This window comes from Mesorhizobium sp. M0938 (assembly GCF_040319125.1).
GTDB classification, from domain to species: Bacteria; Pseudomonadota; Alphaproteobacteria; order Rhizobiales; family Rhizobiaceae; genus Mesorhizobium; species Mesorhizobium robiniae.
Window position 1 is genome coordinate 95,920 of the sequence record NZ_JAMYNS010000009.1, and the last position, 21,112, is coordinate 117,031.

General features: G+C 62.1%; 21 protein-coding genes. 5 read left to right on the forward strand and 16 right to left on the reverse strand.

The features are described 5' to 3' along the window. Nucleotides 1–180 precede the first annotated feature (180 nt). On the forward strand, nt 181–345 hold the full coding sequence (locus tag NKH73_RS17735) for a hypothetical protein (protein WP_095487861.1): 165 nt from the start codon (nt 181–183) through the stop codon (nt 343–345). An 80-nt stretch (nt 346–425) separates the two neighbouring features. Here NKH73_RS17735 and trmB read toward each other — a convergent pair whose 3' ends face one another. The 4 genes from trmB to lnt form a co-directional block, all read right to left on the reverse strand. Next, nucleotides 426–1,127: a tRNA (guanine(46)-N(7))-methyltransferase TrmB gene (gene trmB, locus NKH73_RS17740; protein WP_352934046.1), complete on the reverse strand. Its 702-nt coding sequence runs from the start codon at nt 1,125–1,127 to the stop codon at nt 426–428. Nucleotides 1,128–1,165: 38 nt separating this feature from the next. After that, a complete protein-coding gene (gene metK, locus NKH73_RS17745; protein WP_352934048.1) occupies nt 1,166–2,455 on the reverse strand; it encodes a methionine adenosyltransferase in 1,290 nt (429 codons plus the stop codon). A 356-nt stretch (nt 2,456–2,811) separates the two neighbouring features. Beyond that, nucleotides 2,812–3,231, reverse strand: a complete 420-nt coding sequence (locus NKH73_RS17750) for a helix-turn-helix domain-containing protein (RefSeq protein WP_352934465.1) — start codon at nt 3,229–3,231, stop codon at nt 2,812–2,814. Nucleotides 3,232–3,366: 135 nt separating this feature from the next. Beyond that, nucleotides 3,367–4,959: an apolipoprotein N-acyltransferase gene (lnt, locus tag NKH73_RS17755; RefSeq protein WP_352934050.1), complete on the reverse strand. Its 1,593-nt coding sequence runs from the start codon at nt 4,957–4,959 to the stop codon at nt 3,367–3,369. 211 nt (nt 4,960–5,170) lie between these two features. On the opposite strand from lnt, the gene NKH73_RS17760 reads away from it, so the two are divergent. The 4 genes from NKH73_RS17760 (at nt 5,171) to NKH73_RS17775 (ending at nt 8,638) form a co-directional block, all read left to right on the forward strand. After that, nucleotides 5,171–6,301 (forward strand): TRAP transporter substrate-binding protein, encoded by a 1,131-nt coding sequence (locus NKH73_RS17760; protein ID WP_352934051.1) that lies wholly within the window; start codon nt 5,171–5,173, stop codon nt 6,299–6,301. 70 nt (nt 6,302–6,371) lie between these two features. Beyond that, nucleotides 6,372–7,019, forward strand: coding sequence for a TRAP transporter small permease subunit (locus NKH73_RS17765; protein ID WP_352934054.1), 648 nt, complete (start codon nt 6,372–6,374; stop codon nt 7,017–7,019). Further along, on the forward strand, nt 7,016–8,437 hold the full coding sequence (locus NKH73_RS17770) for a TRAP transporter large permease (RefSeq protein WP_352934056.1): 1,422 nt from the start codon (nt 7,016–7,018) through the stop codon (nt 8,435–8,437). Before NKH73_RS17765 ends, NKH73_RS17770 begins: the two co-directional genes overlap by 4 nt. A 33-nt stretch (nt 8,438–8,470) precedes the next feature. After that, nucleotides 8,471–8,638 carry a hypothetical protein gene (locus NKH73_RS17775; RefSeq protein ID WP_352934059.1) on the forward strand — a complete coding sequence of 56 codons (168 nt, stop codon included), beginning with the start codon at nt 8,471–8,473 and terminating at the stop codon, nt 8,636–8,638. Between the two features lie 192 nt (nt 8,639–8,830). Here the strand turns inward: NKH73_RS17775 and NKH73_RS17780 are convergent, their stop codons facing one another. The 12 genes from NKH73_RS17780 to NKH73_RS17835 all read right to left on the reverse strand — a co-directional run bounded on the left by NKH73_RS17780 (nt 8,831) and on the right by NKH73_RS17835 (nt 21,112). Next, entirely contained in the window at nt 8,831–9,553 is a 723-nt protein-coding gene (locus NKH73_RS17780) for an ATP-binding protein (protein WP_352934061.1), read from the reverse strand. Between the two features lie 10 nt (nt 9,554–9,563). Further along, on the reverse strand, nt 9,564–10,394 hold the full coding sequence (locus tag NKH73_RS17785) for an alpha/beta fold hydrolase (RefSeq protein WP_352934063.1): 831 nt from the start codon (nt 10,392–10,394) through the stop codon (nt 9,564–9,566). A gap of 320 nt (nt 10,395–10,714) precedes the next feature. Continuing rightward, the gene (locus tag NKH73_RS17790) at nt 10,715–11,788 is read right to left on the reverse strand and encodes a hemolysin family protein (protein ID WP_352934066.1); all 1,074 of its coding nucleotides are present in this window, start codon (nt 11,786–11,788) and stop codon (nt 10,715–10,717) included. A 27-nt stretch (nt 11,789–11,815) separates the two neighbouring features. Next, entirely contained in the window at nt 11,816–12,322 is a 507-nt protein-coding gene (gene ybeY / locus NKH73_RS17795) for an rRNA maturation RNase YbeY (RefSeq protein WP_352934068.1), read from the reverse strand. 6 nt (nt 12,323–12,328) lie between these two features. Beyond that, a complete protein-coding gene (locus NKH73_RS17800) occupies nt 12,329–13,321 on the reverse strand; it encodes a PhoH family protein (RefSeq protein WP_352934071.1) in 993 nt (330 codons plus the stop codon). An 83-nt stretch (nt 13,322–13,404) separates the two neighbouring features. Next, nucleotides 13,405–14,814 (reverse strand): tRNA (N6-isopentenyl adenosine(37)-C2)-methylthiotransferase MiaB, encoded by a 1,410-nt coding sequence (miaB, locus tag NKH73_RS17805; RefSeq protein WP_352934073.1) that lies wholly within the window; start codon nt 14,812–14,814, stop codon nt 13,405–13,407. Between the two features lie 120 nt (nt 14,815–14,934). Next, nucleotides 14,935–15,735 carry a lyso-ornithine lipid O-acyltransferase gene (gene olsA, locus NKH73_RS17810; RefSeq protein WP_352934075.1) on the reverse strand — a complete coding sequence of 267 codons (801 nt, stop codon included), beginning with the start codon at nt 15,733–15,735 and terminating at the stop codon, nt 14,935–14,937. Nucleotides 15,736–15,849: 114 nt separating this feature from the next. After that, nucleotides 15,850–16,344, reverse strand: a complete 495-nt coding sequence (rimI, locus tag NKH73_RS17815; protein ID WP_352934077.1) for a ribosomal protein S18-alanine N-acetyltransferase — start codon at nt 16,342–16,344, stop codon at nt 15,850–15,852. Then, nucleotides 16,344–17,036, reverse strand: coding sequence for a tRNA (adenosine(37)-N6)-threonylcarbamoyltransferase complex dimerization subunit type 1 TsaB (tsaB, locus tag NKH73_RS17820; protein ID WP_352934081.1), 693 nt, complete (start codon nt 17,034–17,036; stop codon nt 16,344–16,346). The genes rimI and tsaB overlap by 1 nt, the downstream gene beginning before the upstream one ends. A gap of 178 nt (nt 17,037–17,214) precedes the next feature. Continuing rightward, nucleotides 17,215–18,321 carry a DUF1513 domain-containing protein gene (locus NKH73_RS17825; RefSeq protein ID WP_352934083.1) on the reverse strand — a complete coding sequence of 369 codons (1,107 nt, stop codon included), beginning with the start codon at nt 18,319–18,321 and terminating at the stop codon, nt 17,215–17,217. Nucleotides 18,322–18,323: 2 nt separating this feature from the next. Beyond that, entirely contained in the window at nt 18,324–19,415 is a 1,092-nt protein-coding gene (locus NKH73_RS17830) for an imelysin family protein (protein WP_352934086.1), read from the reverse strand. 89 nt (nt 19,416–19,504) lie between these two features. Beyond that, nucleotides 19,505–21,112 (reverse strand): di-heme oxidoreductase family protein, encoded by a 1,608-nt coding sequence (locus tag NKH73_RS17835; protein ID WP_352934089.1) that lies wholly within the window; start codon nt 21,110–21,112, stop codon nt 19,505–19,507.

The window sequence follows — 21,112 nt, forward strand, 5'->3', positions numbered from 1 at the left end:
GATCGCCGCCGTCGTTTCAAGTCCGCATGCAGGGCAGGGCGAAAGTGCCGGAGGCGACAGCCTTGCACAGGACGCATGGCGGCCATGCGGCAACGCCCCTGTGACATCAGGCAATACGCGCCTATTTATGTTGCGCTGCACAAATTCAGTCACGTATCGCAGCGGGCGAAAGGGCATATCATGACCAACCGCAAGGTTTTCTCGGCCATCGGCGATTTCTTCACTGTGTTCGGCAGCGCCGTCGCCGCTTCGCACGCCGTCGAAGCCGGCCGCAAGCCGCGCGCGCACGATCTGCGCAATCTCGGCGTTGATCCGGCCGCCTTCGATAAGATCGGCCGCTTCTAAGACCGGTGACGCAGGGCGACGACATGCTTGGTCCTGGTTGACGGCGAAGCGCGCAATGCGCGCTGATTAACGCAACATACCTATCTTCGGACGAAGGTGAGATACGCCGGCCGCCGGCCTTCACGAATGGCCTTCGCCTCGTAGCGCGTGCCCGGCCAGCCCTCATAGGGTCGCTGCCAGTCGGCTGCCTCTTCGGCCTGCCACGCAAAGGCACCATGTGCCCGGCAGTGCAGCAGCGTCCAGTTCACATAGCTATCGATATCGGAAGCAAAGCGGAATTTTCCGCCTGACTTCAGGACGTGCGCAAAACGGTCGAGATTGACCGGACTGACGAAGCGGCGCTTCCAGTGTTTTTTCTTCGGCCAGGGATCGGGGTAGAGAAGGTCGATGCCGTCGAGCGAGGCTTGCGGGAGCCAGTCGAGCAAGCGCGTGGCGTCGTCGTCATAAACCCGAAGATTGGCAAGCGGCCGTTTCACGACTGCCATCATCATCTTGGCCATGCCATTGACGAAAGGCTCGACGCCGACAAAACCGGTCTCAGGAGCCGCTGTCGCCCGATGCAGCAGGTGCTCGCCGCCACCGAAACCAATTTCCAGGTGAATGGCACGGACATCGGCTTCGAACAGGCTGCGCAGTTCGTGCGGCGGTCCGGCCGTCAGATCGAGCCGGTAGGTGCTGAAGCCGCTTTCCAGTGCCGCCGCCTGCTGCGGTCGGATGGTCTTGCCGCGCCGGCGACCGAAAAACGCTTCGGTCGCACGGCTTGGCCGATCTTTTGGATCCATGTCTTTCGGATCCATGTCTTCGGATCCCGGCGCTGCGGCTAGGCCGCGACTGCTTCGGCTGTCGATTCTGCGAGTGCGTCCTTGAGCGCCTTGGCGAGGTCGGTCTTCTCCCAGGAGAAAGACCCGTCGCGGCCGGCCTTGCGGCCGAAATGGCCGTAGGACGACGTCTTGGCGTAAATCGGCTTGTTGAGATCGAGATGACGGCGGATGCCAGACGGCGACAGGTCCATCACGGTGCGAAGCGCTTGCTCGAGCTTCGCCTCATCGACCTTGCCGGTGCCGTGCAGGTCGACATAGACCGACAGCGGCTGGGCGACGCCAATGGCATAAGAAAGCTGGATGGTGCAGCGATCGGCGAGCTTCGCCGCCACCACGTTCTTGGCGAGGTAGCGCGCCGCATAGGCCGCGGAACGGTCGACCTTAGTGGTGTCCTTGCCGGAAAAAGCACCGCCGCCGTGAGGCGCCGCACCGCCGTAAGTGTCGACGATGATCTTGCGGCCGGTCAGACCGGCATCGCCGTCGGGCCCGCCAATGACGAACTTACCCGTCGGGTTGATGTACCAATTGCAGCTGTCGGCGATCTTCAGTTCGCCCAGCGCCTCGCGGATATAGGGCTCGACGACGTTGCGGACCTTCTTCGAATCCCAGCTGGCGTCGAGATGCTGGGTGGACAAGACAATCTGCGTCACTTCCGCCGCCTTGCCGTCGACATAACGGACGGTGACCTGGCTCTTGGCATCCGGCCCGAGCCGGCCGGCATCGCCGTTGCCCTCATGGCGCGCTGCGGCCAGCAATTCGAGGATCTTGTGGCTGTAGTAGATCGGCGCCGGCATCAAATCCGGTGTCTCGCGGCAGGCATAACCGAACATGATGCCCTGGTCGCCGGCCCCTTCCTCGCCTTGCCGATCGGAGGCATTGTCGACGCCCTGTCCGATATCCGGCGACTGGCCGTGCAGCAGAACCTCGATCTTTGCCGTCTTCCAGTGGAAACCGGCCTGTTCATAGCCGATTTCGCGGATCGCCTTGCGAGCGGCCGACTTGAACTTCGCCGGGTTGACGAGCGGATGACCGGCGGCATCCATCAGGATGTTGCCGGCTTTGTCCTTCTTGAGCAGCGTCTCGGGAACGCGCACCTCGCCGGCGATGACGACGCGATTCGTGGTCGCCAGCGTTTCGCAGGCGACGCGAACCTTCCAGGGATCCATGCCGGTCTTTCTTGCCTCGCGATAGACCAGATCGACGATCTCGTCGGAGATACGATCGCAGACTTTGTCGGGATGGCCCTCGGCAACGGATTCCGAGGTGAATAGATAGTTTTGCCGCGTCACGGGTGTCCCCTCTTGAAAAAATATCGGCAAGCTGCCGATTGGCGCGCCACGTGTTAACGGTGCCGGACGGCGCTCGTCAAGCGGTGCGGCCATTCTGGCATCAAAATCGCGCTATTATCTTGTGCCACTGTGACCGGCGGCAGGATGCCGCCAGCGGGCTAAGCTCCAACATTTTGATGAAAAGGGACTTTGAGTATGGGTGTCGAGCAAAATCGATTCCATCTGCGGCCTGGCTGCCGGATCTAAATTCCTTGACACGCGAGATCGCGAGAATTGCGAGCCTGCTAAGACGGGCTCGCCATTTTCCGGCTTTTAAACGGCCCGCCAAATCGATCGGCTCAGATCAACCTGCCCAGTCAATCGACTTCGTCGGCGGAAAGGGCCTTCACAAGCTCAATGATCTTGCGGCGTATCTTCACGTCGGCGATTTTGACGAAGGCCCGGTTGAGTTGGAGACCTTCAGGACTGCCGCAGAATTCGACGGCAAAAGCCATCGACGTATCTTCGGCAAATCCGCGGTTGCCCACCGCTTCCTGGCCCGGCGCGTCCTCGAAAAAGAACGCGACAGGCACGCCGAGTATCGAGGCGATTGCCTGCAAACGGCTGGCGCCTACGCGATTGGTCCCCTTCTCGTATTTCTGTATCTGCTGAAACGTTATGCCGAGGTTCTCGCCCAGCTTCTCCTGACTCATTCCCAACATGTTGCGGCGAAGTCTGATGCGACTCCCGACATGGATGTCGATAGGATTCGGCTTCTTCTTGTTCTCTTCTGTCATTTTTTCCTCGCCGAATTTTTCCGGCCTTGTGTTTTTTTGCCCAAACAAAGCCGGCGGCCAGTGCCCCAACACAACGACGTACCGACTTCGAGAAATTTTAGGCCGTTACAGTATGAGTTTCTAATGTGTCGACTGTCAATTCACCCGTAGCCTTTGCCTTACATTCGAGGTGAAGGCAGCCAAGGCAAACAGCAACATGATCAGCAGTCCGTTAATGCGTCTTTGGCTGGAAGAAACGACGGCTTGATTGGAAATCGGCACATCGACATCGATGGCTCCGCGTGCGTCGATCGCCAGCGCATCGAGGATCTGCCCGCGCGGATCAACTACAGCGGAGATGCCGTTATTGGCTGCGCGCAACAAGGGCACCCCGTTCTCCACCGCACGAATCTGCGCCTGTCTGAAATGCTGGTATGGACCCGGCGTGTCACCGAACCACGCGTCGTTCGTGACATTCACAATAAGCTCAGCTGACGTAGCGTCAACCGCTACCAGATCGGGAAAGATGACTTCGTAGCAAATGAATGGAAGCGCGCGGATGCCGCCGGGCAGCGCGATGGGGTGCCGCTCATTGCCCGCCGCGTAGGTCATCGGCCCGGCGACGAGCTGTTTGAGCCCGAGGCGGCCAAGCAGGTCGGCAAAAGGCAGATATTCGCCAAAGGGCACCAGATGGACCTTGTCGACGGCGTCAGTGATTTCACCCTTGTCGTCGATCGCCACCACCGAATTGTAGTACCGCCTGTCGGCGTTCGCCGCCGAGCCGCCCTCTTCCCGGACAACGCCGGCGATCAGCATTTGGCCGTCGCCAAGCATTTCTCCCAGCGCGGCCAGCGCATCGGGACGTTGGGCGAAAAAAAACGGCACGGAGGTTTCCGGCCACAGGATCAATTGCGGCTTGTCATGGCCAGCCTCAGGCGACTTGGCCGAAAGCCCCATCAGCGTGGCGAAGATCCGGTCGGGCACCGAAGCGTCCCATTTCTCGCTGAGATCGACGGCCGGCTGCACGATGCGGACGTCGATTGCGCGGGTTGCGGGCTCGACCTTGGCAGCAAGCCTGATAAAGCCGAAGCCGACATGGACGGCGACGAGAGCGACAAGCAGCGCTGCCCCCAGGCGGACATGCCGGCGCGCCGCAAGAAGAGCCGGCAATGCAAAGACGAAGACCGCCAGCGCGTTCATGCCGATCATGCCGGTCACCGACACGCTCTGCATGAGCAAAGGCACCGGCATCGCCGCGTAGCCGACGGCATTCCAGGGAAAGCCGGTGAACAGAAAATCGCGCAGCCATTCCGCCAGGCCGAAGCCGAAGGCAAGGGCAGCGATGCGGCCGATGTCGTTGCTCCACAGCAGCCGGGCAACCGCGGTCGCGAAGCCGTAGAAAAAGGCGAGCGCCAGCGGAATTCCGACGACGGCGAAGGGAAGTGCCCAGGCGAAACTGTCGGCCTCGACCAGAAGCGCCGAGCCGATCCACCACAGGCCGGCGAGAAAATAACCGAAGCCGAACCACCAGCCGATGGCGAAGGCCGGCCGCAAACGCCGGAACCAGCCGTCGGAAGCTTCGCCGGTCGCGCCGTCGAGAAGCCAGACCAGCAGCGGAAACGAAACGAAACAGACGGCGAAGAAATCGTAAGGCGCCTGGGCAAGAACCGCCAGCGCCCCGGCAAGAAATGCCACAAGCGCGCGGCGCCAGCCCCACAGCAGAATTATCCGGCCGGCCAGGCGCTTCATCAATGCTTCCGAGTCGTGCGAATCACGGAGCAAGATTTATCAGGCTGCAGTCCGCGCTCCAAACGGCCAGCGATTCAGCCAGTGTGTGCCGAGATTGAATTTCGGCGCACGATCCCGAACGGAAGCCCGTTTGCAGCGAAACTGGTTGCGCAAGGGGCGAGTTCGCATATTCTGCTTGTGGGAGAAGATTTTGCAACTATGGGAGGAATAAATGTCCGACAACAAACTCTCGCGTCGTAGGTTCCTGGAAAAGTCCACCGCCATCACGGCCGGTGCGGCCGCAGCGACGACGCTCTCGGCCCCGGCCGTGCTGGCGCAGGCGCCGGTGACCATCAAGATGCAGACCTCCTGGCCCGCGTCGGACATCTGGATGGATTTCGCCCGGCTATACATAGAGCGCGTCGAAAAAATGTCGGGCGGCCGGTTGAAGTTCGAGCTCCTGCCCGCGGGTGCGGTCGTGGGCGCGTTCCAGGTGCTGGATGGCGTCAATGACGGGGTCATCGACGCCGCGCACACCGTCCCCGTCTACTGGTACGGCAAGCACAAGGCCGCGTCGCTATTCGGAACTGGCCCTGTGTTTGGCGGCAGCGCCACCACCATGCTCGCCTGGTTCCACCAGGGCGGCGGCAAAGACCTCTACCGCGAGCTGACGCAGGACATCATGGGGCTCAACGTGGTCGGCTTCTATGGCTTCCCGATGCCTGCGCAGCCGTTCGGCTGGTTCAAGAATCCTGTCACGACCACCTCGGAATTGCAGGGATTCAAGTACCGGACGGTGGGTCTTGCCGCCGATCTCATGCAAAACCTCGGCCTCAGCGTGGCGCAGCTGCCCGGCGGTGAAATCGTGCCCGCCATGGAGCGCGGAGTTATCGACGCTTTCGAATTCAACAATCCGTCATCCGACCTTCGCTTCGGTTCGCAGGACGTCGCCAAGAACTATATCTTGTCGTCCTATCATCAGGCGAGCGAGTCGTTCGAATTCCTGTTCAACAAGGACGTGTTCGACGACCTCGACGACGATTTGAAGGCCATTCTCGAATATGGCGTGGAGGCGGCCAGCACTGCGACCACCGCAGTCGCCCTCGACAACTATTCGGCCGACCTGCAGAAACTGCAGACCGAGCACGGTGTCGCCGTGCACCGGACCTCCAAGGAGATTCTCGACGCACAACTCCAGGCTTGGGACAAGATCATCCCGACGCTGGAGGCGGATGAGTTCATGAAGCGGGTGCTCGATAGCCAGCGCCAATGGGTCGAACGCGTTGTCTACTACGAGCTCATGAATTCAGCCGACCTGACACTGGCATATGAACATCATTTCCCCGGCAAGCTGAAGCTCTAATTCGCGCCTCCGCTTCGGCAGATCCGGCGGTCTTCCCGACCGCCGGATTGTACCTGACGGAACCCTGCACATGCTCCGTTACATTGCATTCGCCGATGAACTTTCGGCATGGTTTGGAAAGGTGTTCGCCTGGAGCGTCGCCATCATGACGCTCGGCGTGAGCTATGAAGTTGTCGTGCGATACCTGTTCAGCGCGCCGACCGCCTGGGCATTCGACCTCAGCTACATGCTCTACGGCACCATGTTCATGATGGCCGGCGCCTACACCCTGTCGCGAGACGGGCATGTGCGCGGCGACTTCATCTACCGTCTGTGGAAGCCGCGCACCCAGGCGGCAGTCGAACTTGTCCTCTACATCATCTTCTTCTTCCCAGGCGTGACGGCGCTGGTTCTGGCCGGATGGAAGTATGCCGCACGCAGTTTCCGCTATCTCGAGGTGAGCTCAAACAGTCCGGCCGGCATTCCGATCTTCCAGTTCAAGGCCGTAATCGTGGCGGCAGGCATCCTGCTCTTCTTGCAGGGGATTGCCCAGGTGTTCCGCTGCGTCGTCTGTCTACGGACCGGAACATGGCCTCGCGCGGCTGAAGACGTGGAAGAGACCGAGAAGGTGCTGATGGAAGCCAAGACGCTCGATGTTCTGCATCACGGTTCGGAAGCAGTCGACCTTCCATTCCTCCACCCCGACAATCAAACCCGCCGCGACGGAGAAGACAGATGAGCGATCCTCAGGTCGCCGTCGCGATGCTGCTCATTCTGCTTCTGGCGATCTTCCTTGGCTTCCCGGTTGCGTTCACTTTGATGGCGCTCGGGGTCGCCTTTGGCTACTATGCTTATTTCGATCCGGGGCGGATGTGGCGCGCCTACCAACGGGCGGTTGAGGATGGTGCCGACGCCTGGACCCTCACTGAGCATTGGATCGGCGGCTTCTTCAACAACCGCATTTTCGATCTGTTCGTGAATCAAACCTATTCAGTGATCTCGAACGACGTGCTGACCGCTATCCCGCTGTTCCTGTTCATGGGTTACATCGTCGAGCGGTCCAATATCATCGAGCGTCTTTTCAGCACCCTCTATATCGCCACCCGGCGCGTTCCTGGCTCCATGGCCGTCGCTGCCCTCATTACCTGCACCCTTTTTGCAACGGCCACAGGCATTGTCGGCGCGGTCGTGACACTCATGGGCTTGCTGGCGTTTCCCGCCATGCTGAAGGCGCGTTATGACGTCAGATATGCCTCGGGAGTGATCTGCGCGGGTGGAACCCTCGGCATCCTCATTCCGCCGTCCATCCTGCTCATCGTGTATGGCGCGACGGCGGGTGTGTCGGTGGTCCGTATGTATGCGGCAGCCCTGTTTCCAGGACTGCTGCTTGCCGGCCTCTATCTGGTCTATGTGGTGGCGAAGGCGATGCTGCAGCCACAGGTGGCGCCGAAGCCGACCCGAGACGAGGTAGGGCACTATTCGGTCGTGCAAATCAGCTGGATGCTGCTGACTTCCTTCGTGCCGTTGGCGGTGCTGATCCTCGCGGTGCTCGGTGCTATTCTCTTCGGCTTCGCCACGCCTTCGGAAGCTGCCGCCATCGGCGCGCTCGGTGGCGTCGTGCTGGCCGCTGCCTACCGGGCCCTGACCTGGCAACGCCTGAAGGAGTCCGTCTATTTGACGGCGCGCACGACCGCGATGGTGTGCTGGCTATTCGTCGGCTCCGCGACCTTCGCCTCGGTCTTTGCCTATCTGGGAGGCCAGCAACTGATCAGCGATTTCGTCACCGGCCTCGACATGTCGCCGCTGATGTTTCTGATCGTCGCCCAGATCATCATCTTCATCCTGGGCTGGCCGCTGGAATGGACAGAGATCATCGTGATCTTCGTTCCGATCTTCCTGCCGCTGTTGGCGCATTTCCAGATCGATCCGCTGTTTTTCGGCGTGCTCGTCGCGGTCAACCTTCAGACGGCCTTTCTGTCGCCGCCCATGGCGATGTCGGCCTACTACCTCAAGGGCATTTCGCCGCCGCATGTCCAGCTTTCGGACATTTTCCGCGGAATGATGCCCTATATGCTGATCGTTATCCTATGCATGGTCATCATCTACATCTTCCCGCAGATCGTGTACGGGCTGCCCAACCTGATCTACGGGGGCTGAGACGGGGATGCCGCGGCGAGTGGAGGACGACAGATGACCTTGAGCCGTATCCTGGCCGCCCTGGCATTTGTTGTTTTCCTGGCGTTTTTCGGCGTCGTGATCCGGTTCGTGCCGCATCCAGATCTGGGCGTTGCAATCGGCATCGGCATCCTCCTTGCGGGCTACGATCTCTGGAGCCAACTGAGATCTCGCGCGAAGTAATCGCCAGATCGGGGGCGGGGAAGCTGCTTGCTGCAGCGTCGATCAGCCAGTGTGACGACGCCGAGAGTCCTGGCTTCCGAGTCGTGAGAGTCGCGGCAGAAGATTTATCAAGGCCGCGTCCACGCTCCAACGGCCCACCGCCTCAGCCGGCGTGACGGATGAATTTCGGGTCACGACCCATTCCAGTGCCCCCTATGCCTTCAACCAGCCAACTTTCCGCAGAATAGTTTCGGCAAGTTCCTGAGGCGCCTTGCCGTCCGTGGGGACAACCAACGCACCTCCGGCATCTTCGCTCGCCATGCGCCTGGCTTGTCGAAGCGAGCGCTGCACCTGCTCTTGCGCCCCTGATCCAATCTCACGCTGCGCCAGACGCGCCAATATCGTGGGCTCCCTGGCGACCAAACGAACCACCGTGATCCGTGCATCAGGTATGGCAGCAAGAATCCACCGTCGGTCGAAATCAAGGTGTAACATTACGCCTGGCATGATCAGGCGCGAATGCCCCAGGGCGCGGTATGTCGACCAGATAGCGGCCAAGTTGATGCTGCTTACGTCGGTAGTTCCGGGCCAGATCCTCTCAAGATCCTCGGCACTGGGGCGCGGAAACACCCTATCAAGTTCGTCCGTCTCGATGACGGCGTGGGCGACTTGCGCCGCGGCGAGTTGAGCGCTCATTTCCCAGCAGAGCGTCGACTTGCCCACGCCGGCTGGCCCGGTAATCAACACAATCTGCACGTCGTCTCCATCATCAAAGCCCCAAGCGAAGACGTTTCCGCGAAAAAAGGACGTCTGCCCGCGAAGCGCCGTCAAGTTATCGCGGTTTTTGGTGGGAAGCCACGGATCGACGTGATTTGAGCTAGGCCTGCTCGCGCGTTGCAACATCGAAAAAGCGCGGGAAAATTCTTCGCCTTCCACGTTGGGTCCATCAGTTTTCGCCGTCGCGCGATAGAAATGCGTTCAGCCGCTCCAGAACGATATCCGGGGCTTCGAGTTGGGGTAAGTGACCGACGCCAGGCAATGTTTCGAACGATGCCTGCGGGATCAGCGCATGAAGCGCTTTGCCTCTCTCCAGCGGAATCCATGGATCGTCCTCGCCCCAGATTATCTTTACCGGACACTGGATATCCCCGAACGCCGGCTCGACTTCGGCGGTATATTTTTCGTCGGCTTGCGCGAATTGCCGATAGAAGCTTCCTCGTCCCTCCTCGGTAAGCCAGGGCTCGACAAGCTTCTCGAAATCTCCGGAATCGATGTCGTTTACGATCGCCCCTTTGATATAGGCCTCCACGACCGCTCTGTGGATATGCGGCGGCAGGCCCAGAAAGGCATCCACATGGCGACCGACATGATCGAAGAACTCCGATCCCCAAGGGCGCATGGCGACGACATTCATTAGAACGTACCGCTCGAACTCGCAGCCATGCAACAGATGCGCCCGTAGCGTCGTCGCTCCGCCGAAATCATGGGCAACGACCATAGGCTGCTCAAGGTCCCAATGCGCAAGCATCTCGGCGAATACTTTTCCTTGCACATCGAGTGAGGTGCGCTGCTCCGCGGCTTTGTCGGATCGCCCGTATCCGGGCATGTCGTACCAATGGACACAATACCGCCTTGCAAGGTCTGGAATGATCCGATGCCATGAGAACGAAGACCACGGCCAGCCGTGAGCCAGCACAAGCGCGGGTCCACTGCCAAATTGACCCGCTGCCACAACACCCGCGGATGTTTCGACGGTCTCATCGAGTTTCCACGACATCAGACATTCTCCTAGCACTCAGGACAGCGTCCAGACGAATTGGTTCGCAAACCATACCGTTCGAGACCGCTCTCCACTCGTTGCTGGAACCCAAACCGAGACGCTAACGGTGCCAGCCTTCGATCTGCAGATTGCCCAGCCGCGCAGCCTCCTCGCGTGGAACGGAGCGTCGGGCTGGGAAAAGGTCCAGACGTGCCTTCAGGATCGCGCGCCCTGTACTGCCGTTCACCGTAGAATTGATCAGGCCGGCTCCTGGACGATCTCGGCTGCCGCCGCCCGCGCATGCTCGCAATGGACCGTCATCGGGCGAGCGGCGTCCTTCAAACCTGCTCGGCGCGGGCCGCGCGCCGGCGGCGCTCGCTCTTCTGGGTCTCGACGATGCGCACCCGCTTGACGCGGCGCGGGTCAGCGTCGAGCACAAGGAATTCGAAACCGGGTATGGCCTGCACCACTTCGCCGCGGGCTGGAACACGGCCAAGCGTGTTGAAGATCATGCCGCCGATCGTGTCGACATATTCGCCATGCTCGCCGGCAGCGAAATCCTCGCCGATCATCTTGGTGACATCCTCGATCTCGGCCTTGCCGTCGACGACGAACACGCCCTCGCCGGTCTGGGTGATCATCGGCTCGTCCTCGTCATGCTCGTCCTCGATGTCGCCGACGACCATCTCGACGATATCTTCGAGCGAGACCAGACCATCGGTGCCACCATATTCGTCGATGACCAGCGCCATCTGGGTGCGCATCGCCTGCATCCGTCCCATGAGATCGGAGGCAAGCATCGACGGCGGCACGAAAAGCACTGGGCGGATGAGATTCAAGTCGCCGATGGTGCGCGCGAGATCGACCTTGGCAAGATCGAGAAGCGTGGTGGCGGCGGCTTTCCTGGTCGTCCTGCCCCTTTTGACACGGGCGATCTTGGTGATGTGAGCGAGCACGTCGCGGATGTGGACCATGCCGCGCGGGTCGTCGAGCGTCTCCGAATAGACCGGCATGCGGGAATGGCCGGACTGCTCGAATAGTCCAAGAAGATCGCCGAGGTTGGTCGTGATCTCGACCGCCTCGATGTCGGCGCGCGGCACCATGACGTCCTCGACGCGCACCTCGCGCAGGCGCAGGATGTTGTTGAGCATGGCCCGTTCGCCGGGCGAAAAGGCGCCGGCATCGCTCGCCGTTTCGGCAAGCGCGTCGGCTATTTCCTCACGCAGGCTGGTGCCGTTGCGTTGCCTGAACAGGCCGAGCACGCGATCGAACAGGGAAGGACCGGCAGGCGATGGCTCGCTGGCGAAGCTGCCGGTCGTGGTACTCGGACTAGAGCCCTCTTCCGTCTGTTCGGATGGCTTGGTCGCACTGCCGGCGTCTGGGCGGGCGGCAGTTTCTGGTTTGTCGTTCATCGTCGTCCGGTCATTTGATCTTTTTAGTTACGCGTAGGGATCGGGAATGGCAAGCCTCGCAAGCGCTGCGCGTTCAACGGCTTCCATCTCCTCGGCCTCGGCGTCGGTCTCGTGATCGTGGCCCAGCAAATGCAGCAGGCCGTGAATGACGAGATGGGTGATATGGTTGTCGAGAGGCTTGTCTTCCAGTGCGGCCTCCCGCGCGACGGTCTCGGCGGCCAGCACGATGTCGCCCAGCATGGGCGGTAGCGGTCCGCCCTTCCCGAGCGGAAAAGCCGGGAAAGACAGGACGTTGGTCGGTTTGTCCTTACCGCGCCAGCCAACATTGAGGTTGCGGATATGGGCATCGTCAGAAAAGACGATGCTGAGCTCGGAACGCCCGGCAGCGCCGGTTTCGGCAAACGCAGCGGCAACAGCGCGATCGACCAGCCGCGTCAGCGCGGCCTCATCGGGCCAGTTGCCCGCTTCGACTGCTATATCGATGTCGACGGGAACCGGAAGATCCCCGCCTACAAACGTTTTGTCCTCAGCCATAAGGCCTCAGCCTTCGGTGCCCAAGCCCCGGGCCAGCTTGCCGTCGCGGTCGTAGGCCTTGACGATCTCGGCGACCAACGGATGCCTGACGACGTCGCCTTCGTTGAAGCGCACCGTCACCATGCCGGTGACGCCGTCGAGGATCCTGAGCGCCTCGACCAGACCGGATTTGGTGTTTTGCGGCAGGTCGATCTGGGTCGGATCGCCGGTGACGATCATGCGCGAATTCTCACCGAGACGCGTCAGGAACATCTTCATCTGCATCGGCGTGGTGTTCTGCGCCTCGTCGAGGATGACGGCGGAGTGGGCCAGCGTGCGGCCGCGCATGAAAGCCAGGGGCGCGATCTCGATCACCTCGGCGGCAATCGCCCGCTCGACCTTGTCGGCCGGCATCATCTCGTAAAGCGCGTCGTAAAGTGGCCTGAGATAAGGATCGACCTTCTCCTTCATGTCGCCGGGCAGGAAGCCGAGCCGCTCGCCGGCCTCGACGGCCGGCCGCGACAGCACGATGCGCTCAACCATGCCGCGTTCGAGCAGCATCGCCGCATGCGCCACCGCCAGGAAGGTTTTTCCCGTACCAGCCGGGCCGATGCCGAAGACGAGTTCGGACCGCTCCAGCGCGCGCATATAGGCGTCCTGGTTGAGCGAACGAGCGTAGATCGTCTTCTTGCGCGTCGATATCTGGGCGGCGGACACCTTGCCCTTGCGCTCCAGCGTTGGCAGCGTCAACTGGTCGTCGGCAGCGATCGCCATGCGCACGGCACCGTCGACGTCCGACTGGCCGATGTCAGCGCCTTTCTGGAGAATACCGTAGAGATTATCCAGGGCGCGTCGCGCCTGTTCGGCGGCCGAGGCGGAGCCCTTGATGGTCAGCTGGTTGCCTCGCGAACGGATATCGACGCCAAGCTTTTGCTCGAGCCTGGCCAGATTCTCGTCGAACTGGCCATAAAGGGCGCTGGCAAGCTTGTTGTTGTCGAAAGTCAGAACGATGTGCGCCATATCCGAAGCCCCCGATGGTAGGTTTTGGGGCAGGTTCTTCACTTCCGCAGCGCTCAACCGTCTCTCCTCATCTGCCGAGACCCTCAGGCCAATTCGGCGAACAGGCTGTTGTAACCCGTTTTCGTGATTCGTACCTTGATAATCTCACCGATTTCGCCGGAGTTTTCATCAACAATAACCGGCTGCAGCCACGGCGAGCGGCCGACCTTCTGACCGGCCTGGCGGCCCGGCTTCTCGATCAGCGTGTCGATGGTGCTGCCGACCAGGCTCGCGCCGAAATCCTGCTGCTGCTTCAGCAGCAGCGCCTGCAGCCGCTGCAGGCGCTCGTCCTTGATTGCTTCCGGCACGTGATCGGCCATTTCTGCGCCCGGCGTGCCAGGGCGGGGTGAATATTTGAACGAGAAGGCCGAGGCATAGTTCACCTGGCGCACCATCTCCATCGTCGCCTCGAAATCCGCTTCGGTCTCGCCGGGAAAGCCGACGATGAAATCGCCCGAAAGCGCGATATCGCTCCGCGCGGCGCGGATCCGGTCGAGCAGCGTCAGATAGTCCTTTGCCGTATGCCTGCGGTTCATCGCCTTCAGGATGCGGTCGGAGCCCGATTGCACAGGTAAGTGCAGATAGGGCATCAGCGCCGGCAAGTCACGGTGGGCGGCGATCAATTCGTCGTCCATGTCGCGCGGATGGCTGGTGGTGTAGCGCAAGCGCGCCAGCCCGGGAATCTCGGCCAGCCGGAACAGCAGGCGGCCAAGACCCCATTCTTCCGCGTTTTCGCCCTCGCCATGCCAGGCATTGACGTTCTGGCCAAGCAGCGTCACCTCGCGCACGCCGGCTTGCGCCAGCCGCTCGGCCTCAGTGACGATCTGCGCCACCGGCCGCGACACTTCCGAGCCTCTTGTATAGGGCACGACGCAGAAGGTGCAGAACTTGTCGCAGCCTTCCTGCACGGTCAGGAATGCGGTGACGCCGCGCTTGATGATATCAGCGCGCTTCGGCTGCGGCAGGTGCTCGAACTTGTCCTCGATGGCGTAGTCGGTCTCAACGATCTTTTCGCCGCCTCGCACCCGTGCCAGCACGTCGGGCAGCCGGTGATAGGTCTGCGGGCCGATGACGAGATCGACGGCCGGCGAGCGGCGGATGATCTCCGCCCCCTCTGCCTGCGCCACGCAGCCGGCGACACCGACCAGCATCTCGCGGCCGGCCCGCGCCCGTTCGGCCTTCATCTCACGAATGCGGCCGAGTTCGGAATAGACCTTTTCGGCGGCTTTCTCGCGGATATGGCAGGTGTTGAGCAGCACCAGATCGGCCTCGCCGATGGTATCCGTCGCCGTATAGCCATCAGCGGCCAATGCGTCGGTCATACGCTGCGAATCGTAGACGTTCATCTGGCAGCCATAGGTCTTAAGGAAGACCTTTCTGGTCGCGGCAGCTGGTGCTGCCTCGGCCGCAGTACCGATGTCGTCCGGCTCTATCGTGATCGTGTTCAAGTCCATCCGGCGGCTTCTAACGCCTTTTGGTGACAAAAAACAGACGATTCTGCCCTACAGCGCCGCGCGTCGTCTTGGACGCGCAAAGGACTCTGTAGCACTCTGACTTGAGTACGCTGTTCCGGCTTACCGGCTCGGACGTGGATCGGCGAGCGCCGCCCGCATCATGTCACGCACCTGACTTTCCATCAGCCTTGCCGTCTCCTTGCGATTGGAGCCCTTTGAAAAGGCGACCGGCTCGCCGAAATGCACTTCGACGTCGAGCCCGCCTTGCGCCATCAGCACTTTGAGATGCGGCATCAGATCCTCGTCACCGATCCAGGCGGCAATCGGCCGGTGCCTGCGGCCGAGCGGCACCCCGTGCAGGCGCGTGTAGACGATCGCCACCGGCTGAATGAAGACCTGTTCCGCCGCGCCCTCGGAGATCGCCATCGAAGCGGCGCCGAACAGCGTGCTCTTGAACGACAGGACCATGTTGCCGTCGCCGGTCGACCCTTCGGCGAACAGCACCATGGCGTCGCCCTTGGCCATGCGGTTGGCGATCTCGCTCGCCTGGTCACCCGACGAACGTTTGCGCTCGCGCTCGATGAAGACGGTGCGCTGCAGCTTCGACAGCATGCCGATCAGCGGCCACCCTTCCATGTCAGCCCTGGCGATGAACTTCACATCGACCATGGAGCCAAGCACCATGATGTCGGTCCAGGAGATGTGATTGGACGCAACCAATAGCGGGCGCTGGTTGGACAACGTACCCTTGACATGGATGCGCATGCCCAGCGCCCGGATGATGAGCCGGTGCCAGATCTTGAGGATGAACGTTTCCGGCCACCAACCGGTCTTCATCGACAGGATCTGCAACGGCACGAGGATCAACGAGCCGGCGATGACGAGGCCCATCGCCAGGAAAGTCCTGATTTTTCCGATCATGCGGTCTTGGCCCTGCCCCGGTTTCTAGATTGTTTTTGCGCAACACCAGGAAAACCGCTCCACATTTTTCCTGGAATTGCTCTAGAACGACGTGCGTCCACTTTCGGGCCTGCGCTAGCGAAGATCGCGGCGCATGACAAGCGCTCCGGTCGGGCCATGCTCGGGCGACCTGTAATAGTTGGCACGTTTGCCGACCTCGCGGAATCCCAGCCGCCGGTAGAGCGCGATCGCGGCGACATTGGTCTCGTCGACCTCTAGGAAAAGCGCCTCGGCGCGTTGCGCATGCAGTTCGCGCAGCACGGCGTCCATCAATTGCCAGCCGAGCCCCTGGCGGCGATGGGAGCGCGCCACAGCGACCGTCAGGATCTCGCCTTCGCCGGCAGCCAGGCGCGCCAACACGAAGCCGACCGGCGGCTTGGCACCCTGTCCGGTTTCGCGCGCGGCATAGCCGAAAACCGTGTCCTGCTCGAGCAGTGCGGCGAATTCGCCGTCGGTCCAAGGCCGGACGAAATCCTCGCGATGCAGCACCGAAACGGCCGGGCTGTCGGCAATCGTCAGCGGTTCGAGCGCATAGTCCCTGCGGCGCGGCTGGAAGAAAGGAATGCGCATCAGTTTTTCTTCCTCGCCAGCGTAAAGCCCGCCTGCGGCTTGGCGTCGGCGCCGCGCAAATAAAGCGGCTTTGGCTTTTCGCTTTCGTGCTTTCTACCGGCAATTTGGCTGGCGGCCAGCCGGGCAAAGACGGCGATGTCGGCTGTGGCACTTGTCGGGCCGATATCGAAGGCGTGCCCGCCCGAGACAGCGATTTGCGTGGCAGCCGTGCCGGCCAGAACCGGAAAACTGTTCGCCGCGATGGTGGCGGCTTGCGAGAGCGTCGTCACGGCCGGACCATAGCGCAGAATCGAGACTTCGTCGTAAAGCGCGGCGTGGATCTCCTCACGGCCGGCGTCGAGCGCGGCCAGCACCGCGCGGCCGGGAAAGGTCTCTTTCGCTTGCGCCGCCAGCACTTCCAGCGTCGTCACCCCGATCGCCGGGATTTTCAGCGCCAGCGCCAGGCCCCGCGCCGCCGAGACCCCGACGCGCAGTCCGGTGAAGGAGCCCGGCCCGGTGGAGACAGCGATGGCGCCGAGGCCGGCATAGTCGGCCCCGCCGGTCTTCAACGCCTTTTCGATCACGTCCATCAGATGCTCGGCATGGCCCTTGCCGAGATCGAGCACCGAACGGCCGAGCTCTTTCCCGGCCGCCGTGTCGTAGACACAGGCGGCGCAGAGATTGGCGGCACAGTCGATGGCAAGCAACTTCATGAGACGGCCAGTTGGAGCACCCGCTTGGGCACAGGGTTCGAAAAACAATTTCCCTGTGCCCGCCATGGCTCATCCCCGCAAGGGAATAATGCATAAAATCGTTTGGCGGCTTCGCTTCGACCTCGCCTGAAGGCGTAACTTTTGGCGAACGTAACCGTCAGGAAACCGGTGCCGGGAGTTATCCGATCTGCTCGATGCGCAGCATGTGATTGTCCCAGACACAGTCCGGCTCGGACCGTGTTGCGCCACCGGCTTCGACGATTTCGCCGGTGCCCGTCGTCGCCATGAAGCTCGTCTTGTCGGGCGCCACGCCGCAGACCTCGGCCAATGCGCTGGTGGCGACGATCCGGCCGCTGGCTGCATCGATCACCGCAAGCGAGTTGCCTTCCGGCGAGGATACGGCGACCGTGCCGGCGGCGGGGTTGGCGGCGACCGAGCCGATGTAGTTCCTGAAGCCGGAAAGCACGTCCTGCGGCATGTCGAGCAGTTGCAGATCCTTGCCGCGTGCGGCGCGGCCGACCAGCAGCGGACGATCGGTGCCCGGTCCCCTATACTGGCAGCCGAACCAGACCGTGCCGGATTTATCGGCATCCATGTGACGGATCGAAAGCTGATGCAGCTCCGGCGGCAATTCGTGCTTTTCGATGAGGTCGCCGGTGAGGCGGTCGACCAGCACATAGGAAGGCTTCATCGTTGCGATGTTGAGCTCGGCGCGGCCGTAATCCGGATGCGTCTCGATACCGCCATTGGCGACGGCAATCGTCCTGCCGTCACCCAGCAGCAGAAGCTCGTGCGAACCCATGCCGTAGGTCGGGAACTCACCGACGCGCTTGAATTTCGCGCGCGCGTCATAGACGCCGACCACGCCGGCGGCGTTGTCGAAATCGTTCTCGGTGGCGTAGAGCAGCGCACCGTCGGTCGAAAACACGCCGTGGCCGAAAAAATGCCGGCCGCTGAGGCTGGCAATGGTCAGCGGCTCATCGCGGCCTGTGTGGTCGAAGACCACGGCGAAGGTGCCGGGTTGCCTGGCAAAGACCACGGAGCGCTTCGACACCGGATCGAAAGTAACGTCGTGACCACGGGCGGGCAGGTCGATGGTGTGCAGGACCTTGCCGGCCTCGGACAGGATGGCCGCGCCATAGCTGCCGTCGCGCTTGACGAAAGCCGTGGCGAAGATGGCGTCCGTGCTAAGCGTCTTCGCCCATGCGGACGGCGCCACCGTGGCTACGAAGCCAATGCCTGCGGCCCTGAGGAAATCACGGCGATCGATCAGCGGCGTGCGCATGCTCAGTCGCCGTCGAGCGACGAGAAGCCGGCGGTCAGGCCGAATTCGGCGGTCAGCCTGGTGCCGATCAGGGTCGTCAGGCTGGATGTCACCAGCGAGAAGTGATCGAGCTTCTGGCGCAGTGCCGGGTCGGCGAGCGCCTTGTCGATTGGACCTCTGATGGCCGCAGCGTCGGCGGCCCCGTTGACAAGCTGGATGTGGATGGATTCCGCCATCCAGCGCGCGTCAGGCGACAGCGCATCGCCAAGCTGCGAGGCCTGGAACAGCGCGTCCATGCCCGAAAGATTGCCGGTCAGCGAACGCGCCGTATTTTGCGACCGCCAGTAGATCGCCTGTTTCGGCTTGTCGGCTTGCGGATTGCTGCCCAGAAAGCCTTTCAGGCGCACGTCGCGGACCATTTCCAGCTCGTTGATGAAGACGCCGACCAGTTCGGTCACCGCTTCCGTGCCGTCGCGGTAGAGCGCGTTTTGCGGGCCCGGATTGGCCCAAAGCGCTGCAAAACCGTTTGGCTTGTTCCAGGCGTCGCTGACGTCGGCGGCAATCGTTTCGATGTTGCCGGCAACGGCGGCGCCGTAAGCGCAGCGATAGGGATCGTCCTTGTCGGCGAGCTGCTCGGCGCCATCACCGTAAAGCACGAATTCCAACGCGCCGAGCCCTTGCATGGCGACACTCTTTGTCGCCAGCTGGGCCGGATCGGCGGCGGTCTTATCTTTACCGGCCAGCGCCGCCTGCACCTGTCTCAGGCCGATGCTCTTGCGGTCCGGCCAGAACAGCATGCGCTCCAGCTGGTTGTTCTCGGTTATCGGTCCAATGCGAATGATTTCCACGACCGACCACGCATCCACAGTGCCGGAGAATTCCGTGCGCGCCGCATCGAGAAGGTCTTGCGAGGGCGCGTCGCAAAGCGCGCGCATTGCCTTGGTCAGGCTGTTCGCATGGTCATGCAGGCGTGCATAGGCTGGGCGGACAAAGCCGTCGATCGCCCGCTGGATCACGTCGGAGGCCTTGACCGCGGCGGATGCCGGCAACGCGCCGGCGAGGATCAGCGGGAGAACCAGGGCAAGCGCTAAGCAGGCATTCGTGGGCTGGCCCACGAATGCCTGCTTAGATGCTTTTGTTTGTCGCAGGTTCCTGCCGCAAAACCGTGGGACACTTTTGCGGAACCTGCTTAGACGCTTCGACATCACAACGACTCCAGGAATTTGACCAGTGCGTCGCGATCAGCCGCATCGGCGGCGGCAAAGCGGTCGCGCGCCTTCTGCCCCTCGCCGCCATGCCACAGGATCGCCTCGGCCAGAGTGCGCGCGCGCCCGTCATGCAGGAAGAAGCTGTTGCCGTTGACGGTCTCGGTAAGACCGATGCCCCAGAGCGGCGGCGTGCGCCATTCGCTGCCGGTAGCCTCGCCCACCGCCTGCCCGTCGGCGAGGTCCGGTCCCATGTCGTGCAGCAGGAAGTCGGAATAGGGCCAGATCAGCTGGAAGGCCTGCGCCTTATTGGGGGTGCCGCGACGGGTGACGAATTTCGGCGTATGGCAGGAAATGCAGCCCATGTCGTAGAACAGCTTCTTGCCGGCCAGCACTTCGGGCTTGTCGAGATCGCGCCGCGCCGGCACGGCGAGGTTTTGCGAATAGAAGGTGACGAGATCCATGACCGGCGGCGGCGCCTCGACCGGGCCGAGGCGCTCCTGCACGCCGTTTGGCATGGCAAGACATGCCTTTTCGGCCGCGCTGCAATCGCCCCAGTGGTTCGGCACTTCCGGCGTCGAAATGCCGATGTCGCCGGCGAATGCGTCCGCTGCTTGCTGGCGGATCGATGGGGTCTGCCCCTTCCAGCCGAAGCGGCCGATCGTCGGCTCGCCGCTCTGGCTGTCGCGTACGATGTTGGGCTTGCCGGAAATGCCATCACTATTCCGATCGTCCGGATCGGCATGGGCGAGAATGTCCGCCGGGGCGATCTGCTCGACCAGACCGAGGCCGATCATCGGCGGCGTCAGGCGCGGCGAAAGCGTGGTGCGCGGATCGAGCGGTCCGTTGGCGAGATCATCGACCGAATAGCTCGGCTTGCGCAGCGAAACCACGGTGCCGTCCGGCAGCGTGACTTTCTGCTCCTGATAGTCGACACGCATCCTGCCTTCGCCGCGAAGGCCCGGAACGGCCAGGTCCTGCAATTGCGAGCCATAGACCGGATCGGGGAAGTTGAGCACCTTGCGGGCGGCCAGCGCGGCTTTCTCCTCCTCGGTGCTCGCCTGGCGCGCCAGCCGCAGGAACATGGAGGTGGTCGCGCTTTCGCCTTCCGGCGGATGACCGCGACCGTCCTTCAGATGGCAATTCTGGCACGCCCGTTCGTTGAACAGCGGCCCAAGACCATCTGATGCCTGCGTCGAAGAGGGCGATGACACCCAGTTCTTGCGGAAAAGGGCATTGCCGAGCTTGAAGGTGCCCTCTTCCTCGAAGGTGATATTGGCCGAGGATTGCGAGAAAGCGTCCTTATTGGCATCTTTGCGCGATGTGCCGGCGCCGCCCTGCATCGGCTCGAACTGTTCGGGCTTGGAAAAATCCTTGGTCGGCTTTGTGATGGCAATGACGCGCGCCAGATCCTTCGGCGTCAGATCGCTGCGGCTGGTGGCGAGGCCCGCCGGTTCGGGTGCGCCGGCCAGCGCCGAGGCCGTCAGCGCAACCACTCCGGCAAGCGAAAGCCCGCGAAGCCATCTGTGTCGCGGGTTTTGCTGGGGCGGCAGGCCGCAATCCTCGGCCCGCCGCAAGCGGCGCAAGAAATCTAAGGGGCGCCGCAT